The organism is Citromicrobium bathyomarinum (assembly GCF_038594485.1).
In the GTDB taxonomy this organism is placed as follows: Bacteria; Pseudomonadota; Alphaproteobacteria; order Sphingomonadales; family Sphingomonadaceae; genus Alteriqipengyuania; species Alteriqipengyuania bathyomarina_A.
In genome coordinates this window covers 221,490-236,301 of sequence record NZ_JBCFZG010000008.1, presented here as the reverse complement: position 1 = coordinate 236,301, position 14,812 = coordinate 221,490, and the positions used below count along the sequence as shown (strand labels likewise).

General features: G+C 64.9%; 16 protein-coding genes and 1 tRNA gene. 9 read left to right on the top strand and 8 right to left on the bottom strand.

The window, feature by feature from the left end; all coding sequences use genetic code 11:
* Positions 1-2: 2 nt before the first annotated feature.
* The 5 genes from AAG591_RS13970 to AAG591_RS13950 all read right to left on the bottom strand — a co-directional run bounded on the left by AAG591_RS13970 (position 3) and on the right by AAG591_RS13950 (position 5,513).
* Positions 3-2,555 (bottom strand): HWE histidine kinase domain-containing protein, encoded by a 2,553-nt coding sequence (locus tag AAG591_RS13970; protein ID WP_342532030.1) that lies wholly within the window; start codon positions 2,553-2,555, stop codon positions 3-5.
* Positions 2,552-3,118 carry a biliverdin-producing heme oxygenase gene (locus AAG591_RS13965; protein WP_342532029.1) on the bottom strand — a complete coding sequence of 189 codons (567 nt, stop codon included), beginning with the start codon at positions 3,116-3,118 and terminating at the stop codon, positions 2,552-2,554. Before AAG591_RS13965 ends, AAG591_RS13970 begins: the two co-directional genes overlap by 4 nt.
* Positions 3,119-3,237: 119 nt before the next feature.
* Complete coding sequence (locus AAG591_RS13960; protein ID WP_342532028.1) at positions 3,238-3,552, bottom strand: polyhydroxyalkanoic acid system family protein; 315 nt, start codon at positions 3,550-3,552, stop codon at positions 3,238-3,240.
* The gene (locus AAG591_RS13955; protein WP_342532027.1) at positions 3,552-4,313 is read right to left on the bottom strand and encodes a hypothetical protein; all 762 of its coding nucleotides are present in this window, start codon (positions 4,311-4,313) and stop codon (positions 3,552-3,554) included. Before AAG591_RS13955 ends, AAG591_RS13960 begins: the two co-directional genes overlap by 1 nt.
* Complete coding sequence (locus tag AAG591_RS13950) at positions 4,314-5,513, bottom strand: toxic anion resistance protein (RefSeq protein ID WP_342532026.1); 1,200 nt, start codon at positions 5,511-5,513, stop codon at positions 4,314-4,316.
* Positions 5,514-5,611: 98 nt separating this feature from the next.
* Between AAG591_RS13950 and AAG591_RS13945 the strand changes: the two genes are divergently transcribed.
* Entirely contained in the window at positions 5,612-7,165 is a 1,554-nt protein-coding gene (locus AAG591_RS13945; RefSeq protein ID WP_342532025.1) for a TIGR00341 family protein, read from the top strand.
* A 7-nt stretch (positions 7,166-7,172) separates the two neighbouring features.
* On the opposite strand, the gene AAG591_RS13940 is transcribed toward AAG591_RS13945, so the two are convergent.
* Positions 7,173-8,924: a fatty acyl-AMP ligase gene (locus tag AAG591_RS13940; protein WP_342532024.1), complete on the bottom strand. Its 1,752-nt coding sequence runs from the start codon at positions 8,922-8,924 to the stop codon at positions 7,173-7,175.
* A 154-nt stretch (positions 8,925-9,078) separates the two neighbouring features.
* On the opposite strand from AAG591_RS13940, the gene AAG591_RS13935 reads away from it, so the two are divergent.
* From AAG591_RS13935 to AAG591_RS13920, 4 genes are read left to right on the top strand one after another with little or no spacing between them, the layout of a single operon-like run.
* Complete coding sequence (locus AAG591_RS13935; RefSeq protein ID WP_342532023.1) at positions 9,079-9,639, top strand: regulatory protein RecX; 561 nt, start codon at positions 9,079-9,081, stop codon at positions 9,637-9,639.
* Positions 9,615-10,124, top strand: coding sequence for a DUF192 domain-containing protein (locus AAG591_RS13930; RefSeq protein ID WP_342532022.1), 510 nt, complete (start codon positions 9,615-9,617; stop codon positions 10,122-10,124). Before AAG591_RS13935 ends, AAG591_RS13930 begins: the two co-directional genes overlap by 25 nt.
* A 58-nt stretch (positions 10,125-10,182) precedes the next feature.
* Positions 10,183-10,581 (top strand): NADH:ubiquinone oxidoreductase subunit NDUFA12, encoded by a 399-nt coding sequence (locus tag AAG591_RS13925; RefSeq protein WP_342532021.1) that lies wholly within the window; start codon positions 10,183-10,185, stop codon positions 10,579-10,581.
* On the top strand, positions 10,581-11,099 hold the full coding sequence (locus tag AAG591_RS13920) for a DUF2155 domain-containing protein (protein WP_342532020.1): 519 nt from the start codon (positions 10,581-10,583) through the stop codon (positions 11,097-11,099). The genes AAG591_RS13925 and AAG591_RS13920 overlap by 1 nt, the downstream gene beginning before the upstream one ends.
* Here the strand turns inward: AAG591_RS13920 and aat are convergent.
* Positions 11,030-11,731 carry a leucyl/phenylalanyl-tRNA--protein transferase gene (aat, locus tag AAG591_RS13915; protein ID WP_342532019.1) on the bottom strand — a complete coding sequence of 234 codons (702 nt, stop codon included), beginning with the start codon at positions 11,729-11,731 and terminating at the stop codon, positions 11,030-11,032. The two genes, AAG591_RS13920 and aat, sit on opposite strands and share 70 nt — an antisense overlap.
* A 102-nt stretch (positions 11,732-11,833) precedes the next feature.
* On the opposite strand from aat, the gene AAG591_RS13910 reads away from it, so the two are divergent.
* The 3 genes from AAG591_RS13910 to AAG591_RS13900 all read left to right on the top strand — a co-directional run bounded on the left by AAG591_RS13910 (position 11,834) and on the right by AAG591_RS13900 (position 12,734).
* Positions 11,834-11,909 (top strand) — tRNA-Trp (locus tag AAG591_RS13910).
* A gap of 38 nt (positions 11,910-11,947) precedes the next feature.
* Positions 11,948-12,388 carry a VOC family protein gene (locus AAG591_RS13905; RefSeq protein WP_342532018.1) on the top strand — a complete coding sequence of 147 codons (441 nt, stop codon included), beginning with the start codon at positions 11,948-11,950 and terminating at the stop codon, positions 12,386-12,388.
* A 196-nt stretch (positions 12,389-12,584) separates the two neighbouring features.
* The gene (locus AAG591_RS13900) at positions 12,585-12,734 is read left to right on the top strand and encodes a hypothetical protein (protein ID WP_342532017.1); all 150 of its coding nucleotides are present in this window, start codon (positions 12,585-12,587) and stop codon (positions 12,732-12,734) included.
* Positions 12,735-12,831: 97 nt separating this feature from the next.
* On the opposite strand, the gene AAG591_RS13895 is transcribed toward AAG591_RS13900, so the two are convergent.
* Positions 12,832-14,355 (bottom strand): alanine/glycine:cation symporter family protein, encoded by a 1,524-nt coding sequence (locus AAG591_RS13895; RefSeq protein ID WP_342532016.1) that lies wholly within the window; start codon positions 14,353-14,355, stop codon positions 12,832-12,834.
* 235 nt (positions 14,356-14,590) lie between these two features.
* On the opposite strand from AAG591_RS13895, the gene secE reads away from it, so the two are divergent.
* Positions 14,591-14,812 (top strand): preprotein translocase subunit SecE, encoded by a 222-nt coding sequence (gene secE / locus AAG591_RS13890; protein ID WP_342532015.1) that lies wholly within the window; start codon positions 14,591-14,593, stop codon positions 14,810-14,812.

Below are 14,812 nucleotides of genomic sequence, written 5' to 3'. Positions count from 1 at the left end.
GGCTACTCGTCCTGTGCCAGCGCCTTGGCGAGATCGGACTTGTCGTAGGGTTTCTTAAGGATGGCGCGCGCGCCCAGTTCCTCGAACTTGACTTCCTTCGCGCTGTACCCGGTCGCAAGAACGAAGGGCACGCCGTCGCGGGCCAGCTGGCGCGCGACGGGTTCGCTCGACTCCTCACCGAGGTTGAAATCGAGCACGGCGAAGTCCGGCTGTTCCTTGTCGATCGCCCGCAAGGCCTGGGTTACGCTGCCGGAGACGATCACATCCGTCACGCCCAGTTCGCGCAGCATCTCTTCGGTATCGAGCGCGATGATCATGTTGTCTTCGATCAGCAGGACGCGCTGTGGAAGGTTTCCGGCCTGCCCCGTCGCGCTTTCCTCGCCATGTTCGACGTGGGTGGTCATTTCGTGCTCCGTATCCGCATCCTGAACAAATCTGCCGGGGATGAGGAAGCGTGCTTCCAGTCCGCCCAGAGCGAAATCGACATCGGCCTTGCCCTGCAATTCGTGCGGGATCGACTTTTCGATGATCGTGCTGCCGAAGCCGCGCCGTTCGGGTGCCTGCACGGCCGGCCCGCCGCGCTCCCTCCATGACAAGGTGAGATCGCCGTTTGCCGCCCGGTCGAAGGTGATCAGCAGGTCGCCCGACTGGTCGGAAAGGCTGCCATACTTCGCCGAATTGGTGATCATCTCGTGCAGCACCAGCGCGAGCACCGTGTAGGCCTGCGGAACCACGAGCACGTCGCGGCCTTCCACGGTCAGCCGGGTGGTCTTGGAGCCGAGATAGGCATCGGCCTCGTCCGCGATCAGCTTCTTGAGCGAGGTGGGGCCCCAGTTGTCGCGCGTCAGGTTGTCGTGCGCCGCGGCGAGTGCGCCGATCCGTCCGCCGATCAGCCTCGTCAGCGTGACCGCGTCGGTTGCCTCGTGCCGCGACTGGTTCACCAGTCCGCGAATCAGGTTGAGGATGTTGCGCACCCGGTGGTTGAGTTCGGCGATCAGCAGATCCTGCTGTTCGCCCGCGCGCTTGCGATCCTGCGCGGCGGCGTCGGTCAGCCGAAGGATGACCTCGAGCAGGGTGATCCGCAGCGTTTCTGCAAGATCGCTTTCGGCCTGTGTCCATTCCGCGCTGCGACCCTCGACGGTCTGCTGCCACGCGGCAAAGCTCTTGCGCGGCGTCAGGCGCCCGCCTTCGACGCTGTCGTCGACAGGCTTGTCGGGATTGCCGGCCCAGGTGATGACCTGCTTGAGCTCGCGCCGCCAGAGGATGAAGAAATCGCGTGGGCTGCGCGAAACGGGGATGACCAGCGCCCCGGCGGCACGTTCGACAAACGCTCTCGCGGCATCGATGTCGCGGCTCAGCTCGCTGGTTGCGATGATCTTTCCGGCAGGTCCCGATTGCAGCGCGGGCAGGATGCGCAGGAACTCGTCCTCGCTCGGCGCGTGGCCGGTGGCGACGTATTCTCCGTCGATGAAGATGCTGGCGCCATCGTGCGGGATCGAATCGCCGATCGTCAGGCCGACCTGCGTCAGCGTATCGCGCAGCGAGGCACCGCCCGCCATCCGGGTCATCAGCCGTTCGTGCAGGCTCTGCCCGAGCGCCTTTCGCGCTGCGCCCTGATCGTACAGCGCGCGATCGAGCGTGAGAGAGAACATCTGCGAGAAGACTTCCGCAGCCGTCCGGTTCGAGAACGCGAGCGCGCGCGGTTTGTAGTGGTGACAGGCAAACAGGCCCCACAGTCGCCCACGCACGATGATCGAGATCGACAGCGAGGCGCGCACGCCCATGTTGCGCAGGTATTCGATATGGATCGGCGAGACGGAGCGCAGGGTCGACAGGCTCAGGTCGACAGGTTCGCCACCGAACTGCTTGCCGGGTTCGACGGGCACGGGGGTGTCGTTGACGTTCGCGATAATCCGCAGGCGGTTGCGCAGGTATAGCGCGCGCGCCTGCTGGGGAATGTCGCTCTTGGGATAGCGCAGGCCCGAATAGCTATCGACCTCGCGCTCGCGCGCCTCCGCGATCACTTCGCCCGAACCGTCTGGATGGAAGCGATAGACCATCACCCGATCGAACCCGAGCAGCGACTTGAGGCGCTGTGCGGCCGCGTGGCACAGGTCGTCGATCCCTTCGATCGAGTCGAGGCCCGACATCATGGGCCTGATAGAGGCGATGTGATTGCCGAACCCGGCGGCATCGTGCCGTTCGAATTCCAGCACCAGTTGCCCGCCGCTTTCATGGACCGAACAGTCGAAGCGCGAGGCCGGATCGTCGCCCACGGCAAGCCCGAACAGCCGTTCGGTATCGTCGGGGTCGGACAGGCCGCGGATCGCGACATGCAGCGCCTGAAGCGTATCGGGCGGCAGCAGGTCGTCGAGGCGAGATCCCTGGCCGATTTCTCCCACGCCGAGGAATTCGGCCGCGTTGGCAGAATAGTGGGCAACCAGATTGTCGCTGGAAACGATCAGCATCGCCCCGAAGGGCTGGATATGGCCCAGTTGGTGGATCGGTTCGCGGTCGCAGCTGGTCAGATCGACCTGGTAGGCGGTTTGGTTCACGCGGTCACCGCCAGCATCTCCTGTTCGGCGAGGCTCAGGAAATGGGCGAATACGGCCTTAGCGGCATCCACTGCGTCATGGTTTGCGGCGTCGTCTTCAAGCAGCGGCCGCAATGCCGTGAAGTAGTGTGGCATGGTCTTGTCCTGCAGGAACGCCATCGGCCAGCTCGCGGGAGCCTTGGCGGCGAGTTCGCGCTCCATCATCTTGTTGCCGAGCGACGACCCGGCAAGCACCCAGGCTGCGCCGATCCATGCGCGCCGATCGCTCGCAGGCAAAATGAACGACGGCGCGCGCGCATTGCGCGATTCGTCCCCCAGCCATTCGAGATCGCGCCGGAGAAGAGAGACCTGCGAGGGCGGCAGCCAGTGCGCAGCGGCATTGAGGTAGAGCCACTGCTCCACCCCGCGACGCGCGCTCAGCTGGATATCCAGAAAGCGCGCATAATCATTCCGGTCGGCGAGATCGAGCCGACCGAGCAGGTCATCGAGCTTCTGGTGCTGTTCTCGTGTAGCGGCGCGCAATGCTGCGCGCAGCTGGGGTGCAGTGGCGCACCGTGCAGGCATTCGCGCGTTCCTTTTAAGACCCAAGTTCTCGACCCTCACCGCGCCACCACTCGCGGGAAGGCGATAAGTCAATATAGGCTTGGGGCTGCCCGAAAGTTCCCGGGCTAACATCTATCAACTCAAATATCTTTGCGCGGGCCCGAAAGCAGCTTGGTGCCCTTGTCCGATACTGCCGCAGCGATCAGCGGCTTGAAGAACGACAGCATGGGCGGAAGATCGAGCTCGACGATCACCTGCGTTTCCTCGATCGTCACTTTCGTCCGCACGGTCTGGCCCATCGCGCCGACGGTCATCTTCATGCAGTCTTCGCTGGGCCATTCGGTCGTCACGTCCGCGGTTCCGCCGGGCATGTGCGCGGGCAGTTCGGGCATGCGTTCGCGCAGCCTGCGGCGGACTTCTTCTTTCGGGAGATTGTGCTGAACGGGCACGCGCATCAGTTCGCCCCGCCTTCGTCCGCCTGCTCGCCGGCAGGGCCGTCGCCGTAGCGATAGCCGAGATAGCGGTGCTGCACGGCCAGATCGTCGAGCGCGCCGTCGGCGATCTTGCGATTGATCGAGTCGATCTCGCCGCTGATCTTGGAAAGGCCCTCCACCAGCCGCTCGTCGGCGGTGGCACCCGCATGCTGCTCGCCGCGCATCGCGGCGGGCACGCGGGTATAGCTCTGGACCATTTCGGGCAGCGTCTCGCCCACCAGCTCACGGATGTCGCGGATCGAATCGTGCCCGGCGGGCGCGGTTTCGAGCTGCTGGCCGAGCAGGTCGAGCTTCACGCCCAGATCGTCCACCAGTCCCACCGCAGGGGCGGGCAGGGCAGGCCGCTGCGCTTCCAGCCACAACTCCGTGCGGGCGATCATCTGGCGCGGGGTACCCTTGTTGAGGTCGTCCGCCTGCGGGATCGAGATGCGCGGGTAGACCGAGAAGAGCCCGGCCGCGGCAATCAGCGCGAAGAACGTCAGGACGAGGCCGATAAACCCGATCCCTTCGACCACGATCCCGGTCAGGACCGAGATCGCGAAAATCGCCGCCGCGGCGAGGGCAATGTTGCGCAGCTTCTTCAGCCGGTGCCGGTTGCGCACCTCCGCCGATTCGCGCCCGATCGGCACGACACGGCGATGCCGGCCGCCACTGCGGTTCTCGACCAGCAGCTTGCGGCTGTCGCTGAGCAGTCTGTCGCTGTCGCGGGTCAGGTCGTTCACCTAGCCCTCCAGCTTGAGCAGCGAGTCTTCGGATGCGTTGAGCTGCGCCTGAGCCTGCGCCTGGCTCTCCGCGCGCGCGATGTATTCCTTCGACTTTTCGACCTCGCTCGAAAGCGTGGTGACGGTCTGCTTCATCGTGTCGAGCGCCTTCAGCTTGAAGGTGTCGACCTCGTCCATCGTCGCGTAGATGTTCTGGAACGCGTTTTGCAGCGTCTGCATCGGGATCGTGCTGGCTGCGGCCTGTTCGTGGATCTTGCCGGTCTGCTCGCGCAGCAACTTGCCGGTCGAATCGATGATGCCTGCCGTGGTGTCGTTCAATGCGGTGATCTGCTTCAGCACCAGCCGCTGGTTGGTCATCGCCTCGGCCACGGTCACTGCCGTGCGCAGCGCGCTGACGGTGGTGGTGCTGGCACGGTCGACGCCCTTCACCAGCTCGACATTGTTCTTCTTGACCAGATCGAGCGCGAGGTAGCCCTGCACGCTGACGGCCATCTGCGTCAGCAGGTCCTGCGTACGCTGACGGACGTAGAACAGCGCGGTCTCGCGGATGGCCTTGGCCTTTTCCGGGTCGGTCGCATCGAGCTCGTTCGCCTTGTCCTCCAGCCGCGCGTCGAGCGTCTTGGAGATGTGGATCATCTGTTCGAGCTTGCCCATGGCCTCCCACAGGTGCTGGCGCTCGACATCGATCGCGGCGTTGTCCTTCTGCAATTCGGTGCGGCCCGAATGCAGCTTGTCGAGGATCGCCTGGATGTGGCTCTGCGCGCTCTGGTAGCTGCGGAAATAGCCCTTCAGGCTGTTCCCCCAGGGCAGTTTCGACAGGATGCCGCTCTTGCCCCGTTTGGCGGGATCGAGTTCTTCCACCGTGGTGCGCAGTTCGGCGAGGTTTGCGCCGACACCCTGGTCGCGATCCATCGCGCGCACGGGCCGATCGAGGAAGCGGTTCGACATGCTGGATGCCGCCGCGATTTCCTTGCGGCCCATGTTGGAAATCTCGTCCACACGCTTGCTGAACTCGGGCGATTGCGTGTCGTGCGCCACCAGTTCGGCGACGAAGCTGTCGACCTTGGATTCCAGCTCGCTCTTCTTGCCTTCGTCGACCGGCACCAGCCCGACAGCCTTCTCCACATCGACGGCCGGAATCGGTTCGGGCGGCGTCAGGTTGAGGCCGGTGGCAGTGGCGGTTTCGGTCTGAGAGGCCATAGGGCACTGGTTTCCTTGTTCTGACGCTACTGTATTAGCTACACAAGACACGTGTTTCAAGTTTTGGCACCGGCTAGTTTCGGCGATAAGGGCCGCTCATGCAAACCTCATCTCACCCTGCCGATACGAACAGTACACCAGGATCGACGAACATACGGCGAGGCGGGATCCAGACGGTTTTCCGCTCGATCGCCCGCTGGTGGCGTATCGAGGTCTCGGGAACGGTCGATCAGGCGGCGGTGATCGCGAAGCGGCGCGCGGAATGCGACGTTTCCGCGCGCTACCTGCTGATGATCTGCATGTCCGCGGGGATCGCGATCCTCGGCATGCTGCTGTCGTCCCCGGCGGTGGTGATCGGCGCGATGCTGCTCTCTCCCCTGATGGACCCGATCATGGGGGTGGGCTTCGCGCTCGCCATCGGCGATTTTCACTGGCTGCGCCGTTCGGTCCGCTCGCTCGCGCTCGGCGTGGGCCTCGCAATCGTGTTCTGCGCGATCATCGTGATCTTCTCCCCCATCCAGACGGTGACGACCGAAATCGCATCGCGCACGCGGCCCAACCTGTTCGATCTTCTGGTGGCGATCTTCTCCGCGATTGCGGGCGGTTACGCCGTCATCCGGGGGCGGGAAGGCACCATCGTCGGGGTGGCCATCGCGACCGCATTGATGCCGCCGCTGGCTGCGGTCGGCTATGGTCTCGCGACCTGGAACTGGACGGTTTTTTCGGGCGCACTGCTGCTGTTCGTCACCAACCTGACCGCGATCGCGCTCACCGCGACTGCGATGGCGCGTGGCTACGGTTTCAGTACCAGCCTGTCCGAAAAGCAGAGCCAGTTGCAGGCCTTCCTGATCTTTGCTGCCTTCGTCGCGCTGGCGGTGCCGCTGGGGCTGTCGCTTTACCGGATCGGGTGGGAAGCCAACACGACCCGCCAGATCAATTCCATCGTGCTCGAAACTTTCGGCGGGCGGGCGCGGGTTTCCGACATCCAGCCCGACTACAAGGTGCACCCGATCCAGGTGACCGCGACCGTGCTGACGCCCGAGATCATCGCCGATGCAGAGCAGCTGGCGAGCCGCGAGATGGAGCTGAAGCTTGGCCAGCCGGTCGACGTGTCGATCACCCAGCTGCGCGTCGGCACCAGCGCGCAGGCGGCGGAAGAGGCCGAACTGGCCAATGCGCGGGCCAAGGAAGCGGAGGCTGCACAGCGCGCGCAATCGATTGCGGATCGGCTCGCGATCCTGGCGGGCGTGCCCGCGTCCGACGTGACCATCGACCGGCAGCAGCGCCGGGCGCTGGTGAATGCGAAGCCGCTCGATGGCGCGACTCTGGCGGCATATCGCGAACTTGAACGGCGGATCGATGCGACCGAGCCCGAATGGGACATCCGGATCGTCCCCCCGCTACGCGCGCTGCCCGCGATTGCCTTCGACGAGGAAGGCAAGCTGACGCCCGAGGGGACGCGCGCGCTTGGGCTCGCCATCTGGGCGCAGCGCCGGATCGGCATTCCCATCCGCCTGCGCGGCACAGAGGCGCAGCTGGAGGCTTTGCGCATGCCTCTCGCCGATGCACGCATCGACGCAGAGGAAGACGTCGTGGATGGCGATGCGCGGTCGGTCGAAGCCACATGGGCCGTCCCCGCGCCCGCCAGCTAATGGGCGGTCAGGCGGCCAGTTTGTAAGGCTGGATTTCGCCCGACAGATACAGCCGCTTGGCCTTGGCGCGGCTGAGCTTGCCCGAGGAAGTGCGCGGCAGCGTGCGCGGCGGCACCAGTTCGACCAGGCAGCTCATCCCGGTAACCGACTGCACCTTCTCGCGGATACGCTCGCGCAGCACGCGGCGCTCTTCGGGGTCGGACACGCGGCAATGGACCAGCACTGCGGGCGCTTCCTCGCCATCGTCGCGTTCGACCGCGAAGGCGGCGATGTCGCCGTGGTTGAAGCCGGGCAACTGTTCCACCGCCCACTCGATATCCTGCGGCCAGTGGTTCTTGCCGTTGATGATGATCATGTCCTTCGCCCGGCCGACGATGAACAGGTAGCCATCGGCCATGTAGCCCATGTCGCCCGTGTCGAGCCATGCGCTGCCGCCGTCGTCTGCGGGGACCAGGCAATCGGTCGTCGCGTCTTCGTTGCGGAAGTAGGAATGCATGATGCTGGGGCCGCGGCACCACACCTTGCCGATCTGGTGATCGCCGCGAATGTCGCCGTTTTCGCCGCGGATCTCGACATCCATATCGGGCAGCGGCTTGCCGCAATTGACGATCGCGCGGTAGCGGGCGGGGCGGTTGAGGTTGGGGCGCGTGCCCGAAAGGCGCTCTTCCTCGACCAGTTCGACGCGGATGCCTTCACCCGGGGGCATGACGGTGACCGCCAGCGTCGCTTCGGCGAGGCCGTAGCTCGGCGTGAAGGCCGCAGCCTTAAAGCCCGCTTCAGCAAAGGCATTTACGAAATTCTGCATCACGTCGGGCCGGATCATGTCCGCCCCGTTGCCCGCGGTGCGCCAGCGCGACAGGTCGAACCGCTCCGCGACGTTCGACTGGCTGGAGATGCGCCGCGCGCAGATGTCGTAGCCGAAGGTCGGCGAATAGGAGAGCGTGCTGCCCGGATTGCGGCTGATGAGGTCGAGCCATGCGAGCGGACGGCGCGCGAAATGTTCGGTCTTCAGGTAATCGGCGGAAACCTGATTGGCGATCAGGCTGAGGAAACAGCCGACCAGCCCCATGTCGTGATACCACGGCAGCCAGCTGACGCAGCGATCGTTGGTGCCCAGGTCCATCGCCTGCGCATGGCCGTAAAGATTGTGCAGCAGCGCCTTGTGCGTGACCGCAACTCCGGTGGGGAAGCGGGTCGAGCCGCTCGAATATTGCAGGTAGCAGATATCTTCGGGCTGCGCCTCGGGCAGATCCGCCTCGGGCGCGTCCTGCGCGGCGAGCGTATCCCAGTCGATCGACTTGCAGCCGACCCGCTCAGCCGCAGCCTGCGTCATCTCCGCGATCTCGGGCGGGAAGATCAGCAGCGCCGGGTCCGAACTCTCCAGCTGGACGACCAGCTGGTCGATATAGCTTTCCTTGCCGCCGAAGGTGGTCGGCAGCGGCAGCGGCACGGGCCACGCACCGGCATAGACGCACGCGCAGAACAGCGCGGCGAATTCGGGGCATGTCTCCGCAATCAGTGCGACGCGGTCCTTGGGGCGGATGCCCGCCGCGACCAGCCGGTGCGCCATCGCCAGCGCATCTTCGCGCATCTCGCGATAGGGATAGGCACGCTCCAGCGTGCCGCGCATGTCGTGAAAATTGAGTCCCTTCTCCGATCGCGCTGCGTAGTCGATCGCTTCGTTGAAGGTCGCGAAGTCCGCCCGACGGCGCGGGAGCGCGCAATCGTTGGGCGTCGATTGAATGAGAGTGTCTTGCATAGGAGAGAGCGTAATCCCGTTATCCGCTATCGACCCGAGGCTCAGGCTTGGACCAGAGCAATGAAAGGCCAGGCAGGCGTTTTATCGATCACAATCGTCGTTCCCAAGATGATGGCGGTTCCAATCCTCAAGGAGTGTGGCATCATTATGTCCCATGGGCCAATCCCCAGAGACTTCACACCGGCGTCGCAAGAAAGGACAGCCGCTAGAGGATGCCTCGCTCCGCGATCTCGCGCTGAGCTACGCGGGCCGCTACGCCACCACGGCCGCCAAGCTCAAGCATTATCTGCAACGCAAGCTACGCGAACGGGGATGGGCGGGGGACGATGAACCGCAGGTGGATGCAATTGTCAGCCGTTTCGTCGAACTGGGATATATCGACGATGCGCAGTTCGCCGAGGTGCGCACGCGCGACCTGCTGAGGCGTGGCTACGGCGCGCGCCGGGTGGCGCAAGCGCTGCATCATGCAGGGGTCGATAGCGAGGAACTGGACCTGACCCCGCCGAGCGAGGCCGAGGGGCGGCAGGCGGCTCTGGCGTTCGCACGCAGGCGCCGGATCGGGCCGTTCGGGGCCGAGCGGCCCGACGATCGGACGCGCGAAAAGCAGCTTGCAGCGCTGGTGCGCGCGGGCCATGACTTCGCTGCGGCACGCGCACTGGTGGATGCCGCAAGCGAGGATGAGGCCGAAGAATGGGCATCGAACGCAGACGACTGACGATCGGCGTCGCAACGCTGCTGGGCGCGTCGCTGGCCGCTTGCTCCCCACAGGGCTCCGCCGATTCGGCGCAGGCGACCGCCGCCACGCAATCGACGCAGGAAACGCATCCGGTTTCGGGCCTGCGTGTCATCCCGGTCACGGTGCAGACCGCCAAGGGGCCGCACCGCTTCGCCACCGAAGTCGCCGCAAGTTCCGCCGAGCAGGCCAAGGGGCTGATGTTCCGCACCGAACTGGGCCCGGACGAGGGCATGATTTTCCCCCGCGAGGGCGAAATCGCCAGCTTCTGGATGAAGAACACGCCGCTGCCGCTCGACATCATTTTCATCGGGAAGGACCGGCGGATCATCAACATCGCCGCCCAGACCACCCCCTATTCGACCGACCCGGTCTCCGCGATGGGGCCGACCAGCGCGGTGTTCGAGATTCCCGGTGGACGCGCCGCCGAACTGGGGATCGAGCCGGGCGACACGGTCGAATGGTGAGCATTCGCGTGAAAGCGACTTGGCCGCGCCATGGCCTTGCGCTAGTCCGCAGCCCGCTATGAGCATCCTCGGAAACATCTTCACCTGGTGGAACGGTGCCACCATCGGCACCGCCATCTTCACGTCGCGCAAGGGCGAGGAGGTCGGCAGCGACGCCGCCGGCAATCGCTATTACCGCAGCAAGAACGTCAAGGACGGCCAGCGCGAGCGGCGCTGGGTGATCTACGACGGCGCGAACGACGCGAGCCGCGTGCCGGCCGAATGGCACGGCTGGCTGCACGGTGCGGGCGACGACGTGCCCGAAAGCAACCTTCCCCCGCCCCGCATCTGGGAAGCGGACTACACCCCCAACGCGACCGGCACCGCGCAGGCCTACCTGCCCAGCGGTGCGCTGGAACGTGGTGGCCGCCGCGCCCGCGCCAGCGGCGATTACGAGGCGTGGACCCCGGGCGAGTAATGGCGATGCGCGCGCCTGCCGCCATCATCGCGTGCGCCCTGGCGCTGGTCGCGTGCAAGAACGACGCGCCCGATCCGACACCGATCGAAACCGAGGTGCCGGACGAGCTTGCCAAGGGCGGCACGAGCGATCGCGGCGATGCGACCAAGCGGATCGGCACCCCGATGGAAGAGCGGGTGGCGACGATCGGCCTGCTCAACAAGCGCAACAATGTCAGCCGCGATTTCGAAATGAAGCCGGGCGAGGCGGTGCGCGTCGGCGACGTCGTGATCCGCATGGAAGCGTGCGAGAAGACCGCGCCGTGGGAAATGCCGCAGGAAGAGGGCGCCTTCGTGCAGCTCTTCGTGCGCGAACGGCGCGGCAACGAATCCGAGCCGAGCTGGCAGAAGGTCTTTTCCGGCTGGCTGTTCCGCAATTCGCCCAGCCTCAACGTGGTCGAGCACCCGGTCTACGATGTCTGGGTCAAGAAATGCGCGATGAGCTTCCCCGGGGAAGAAGACAGCGCCGCGGAAGGCTGAGCCGCCGCTTCGGCCTCCACCTCGGCGAGCGCCTGCGGCAGCGACATGCGCTGTTCGCCGCGGGCAGCTTCCAGCCGATCGAGATATTCGCTTTGCGGGATGGGGATCGCTCCCAGCGATGCGAGGTGCCCGGTCATGAACTGGCAGTCGAACAGCTCGCACCCTGCGCGCTCGAGCAGTGCGAGCAGCCACGCCAGCGCCACCTTCGAGGCATCGCGGCGGCGGCTGAACATGCTTTCGCCGCAGAATACGCGGTCGAACGCGACGCCGTAGACGCCGCCGACCAGCTCGCCATCCTGCCAGCACTCGATCGAGTGCGCGTGGCCAACCTCGTGCAACCGCTGGTAACTCGCCGCGATTCGCCCGCTGATCCAGGTATCCTCGCCAGTCGCCCGCGGCGCGGCGCATTGCAGCACGGTGCCCGCGAAATCGCTGTCGACGCGGATCGTGAACTCCTCACGCCGAATCGTGCGCGCGAGCGAGCGCGAACAGTGAAAGCCGCCGATGGGGATGATCGCGCGTTCGCGCGGTTCGACCCAGAAAATGTCCTGGTCGCTGCGCGCCTCCGCCATCGGGAACAGGCCCTGGCGATAGGCGGACAGCAGGATCGGGGGAGGGACGATCGGCAGCATGGGTTGGCCAAGCCTAGCACACCGATTGCCTCGTCACAGACATTTCGCGCAGTTTCGCTTGCGTCCCACCGCAGCTTTCCATAAGTCGCCCGCTCCGGCTGCAGGGGTGTAGCTCAGCTGGTAGAGCATCGGTCTCCAAAACCGAGGGCCACGGGTTCGAATCCTGTCACCCCTGCCATTTCTCTTTCGACACAGGCCGACGACCGGGAAGCGCACATGGAATATCTTCACACGATGGTCCGGGTTCGCGACCTCGACGAGTCGCTCGATTTCTACTGCAACAAGCTCGGCCTGGTGGAAACCTCGCGCAAGGATGTGGAGGCGGGGCGCTTCACGCTCGTCTTCCTCGCCGCGCCCGGCGATGCCGAACGCGCGCGCGATGCGCAGGCTCCGCTGGTCGAACTCACCCATAACTGGGACCCGGAAGAATACGCCGGCGGGCGCAATTTCGGCCACCTCGCCTACCGTGTCGACGATATCTACGAGAGCTGCCAGCGGTTGATGGATGGCGGCGTCACCATCAATCGCCCTCCGCGCGACGGGCACATGGCTTTCATCCGCTCGCCCGACGGCATCTCGATCGAATTGCTCCAGAAGGGCGAATCGCTTGCCCCGCAAGAGCCCTGGGCGTCTATGGAAAACACCGGCTCCTGGTAGCCGCCTGGGGCACTGCGCCCCGATTGCCACAAACATGTAAAATTGCATCGCGCGGGGAACCCATGGGATTCCCTCGCCTTTTTCGCTGTGCGCGATGGCTCCCTTTTGTTCCCACAGAAATTTCGGGAACGCTCCTTACGAAGTGTGCATTTTTCGAGCCATAATGCACTCAGGTGCCCACATCAGGAGTTGACCAATGTCGAGCATGCCATTTCGTAGCAGCCGTCCGGACAGCTGGACCACGCCGCAGCCGCACACCGATGCGACCATGCGGATGATGAAGTACGGCAAGATCCAGCCGATGCATCAGCCATCGTTCTGGGAACGCCTTTTCGGCATGGTCTGACCGACCGCCGACTTTCACAGATACGAAAGTTTCAGGGACAACGAAAAAGGGCCGGAGCGCGCGAACGCTCCGGCCCTTTTCATGTGGCGTCGGGCCGTCAGTATTCCTCGGGCTCTTCCGGGGTTTCGGCATGGAAGTCCTTGCCCGCGGTCTTGTCGCCCCGCGACAGGGCGAAGACCACGCCCGACAGCAGCAGCAGCGCCAGCAGGTTGGGCAGCACCATCACCGCGTTGGCGATATCGCCCATCCGCCAGATCAGATCGCTCTCGCGGCTGGCCCCGATGAAGATGCCGACGCACCACAGCACGCGCCAGATCATGTGCAGGATCTTCTCGCCGCCCAGCGTCGATCCGGGGATCCGGTCGTAGAGGAAGGTGATCGCCCGCTCGCCGTAATAGCTCCAGGTGAGCAGCGTGGTGAACACGAACAGCAGCAGCGCGAGGCTGGCGACCAGAGTGCCCAGCGGAATGCTGCCGATGGCGAACGGGAAGGCGGCGGCAAACGCGCCGCTCGTCACCGCAAAGCCATCGAGGTCGGCCTGCCAGGCGTGCAGCACCGGCTGGCCCGCGTGGGTGAAGTTGCCTTCCACCGTCAGGATCACCAGCGCGGTCATGGTGCAGATCACGATCGTGTCGATGAAGGTGCCCAGCATCGCCATGCGGCCCTGGAATTCCGGATCGTCGGTCTGCGCCACCGCGTGCGCGATCGGGGTCGAACCCTGGCCTGCCTCGTTCGAGAACAGCCCACGTGCCACGCCTGCGCGGATCGCGAGGATGACGGCCGCGCCGACGAACCCGCCGCTGGCCGACTGCACGTTGAACGCGCCGCCGAAGATGCGCCCGAAAGTCTCGGGAATATCCTGAATGTTCAGGATGATCGCGATGATCGCCATGACGATGTAGGCCAGCGCCATGATCGGCACGACGCTTTCTGCGACGCGCCCGATCGACTTGATCCCGCCGATGATAACGATGAACACCAGGACGGCGACGATCAGCCCGCCGAGCCATTCCTGGATGCCGAACAGCTCGTTCAGACCGTCGGCCACCGCGTTCGCCTGGATGGCGTTGCCCGTGACCAGCCCGCTGATCAGCGTGCCGATGCAGAAGAAGATCGCCAGCCACGTCCACTTGGGCCCCAGGCCCATCATGATGTAGCTCATCGGGCCGCCACGATAGGTGCCCTCGCTGGTGGTTTCGCGATAGCGGATCGCCAGCGCGCCCTCGGCAAAGGCGAGCGCCATGCCGAAGAGAGCGGTAACCCACATCCAGAAGATCGCGCCCGGTCCGCCCAGCGCGATCGCGGTCGCCACGCCTGCAAGGTTACCCGTCCCGACCTGCCCGGAAAGTGCGGTAGAGAGCGCGGCGAATGGCGAAATCTCGCCCGCGCCGCCTTTCTTGCGGCCCGCGAACAGGTTCTTCACCGCCGATCCCAGATTGGTGATCGGATAGAACCTGAGGCCGATCATGAACCACAGGCCAGCGCCCAGCAGTACGATCGCGAGCGGCGGGAAGGGCAGGACTTCCACCCCGTCCCACGTGCCGCCCCAGATAAAGTCGGCGACATTCGTCACCGGCCCCAGCAATTGCTGGTCGAGTGTCATCTGCGTGTCCGCAGCCATTCCATAGTCCCCCGAATGCGTCCCTGAAGGCGCGAAGGCTATAGCCGCGACCGGGGCAGCGCAACGCCTTTTAGGCAGGCTTGCTTTTGGCCCACTGCCCGCCTAGATGCGGTCGGGTCTCAAGACATCGAAGCTTACGACCCGCCCTCCCGATCATCCGATTGTGAAGGCGATCCCGGCTTCCCGAAAGAGACGCGAAATTTGGTCCAACAGTTATCAGATGGAAACGGCAGCGATGGCCGAAGGCAAAGTCGAGACGAAGAAGCGCAAGACATCGCCGGGTGAATTTGCCCGGCAGGTGCGCGCCGAAGCGAGCAAGGTCGTGTGGCCGACGCGCCAGGAAACGATCCAGACCGCGATCTTCGTCAGCATCCTGGTGCTGATCCTGTCGATCTTCTTCCTCGGCATCGATACCCTGTTCGGGGCCGTCGTCCGCTTCCTCCTCACGCTCGCCTGA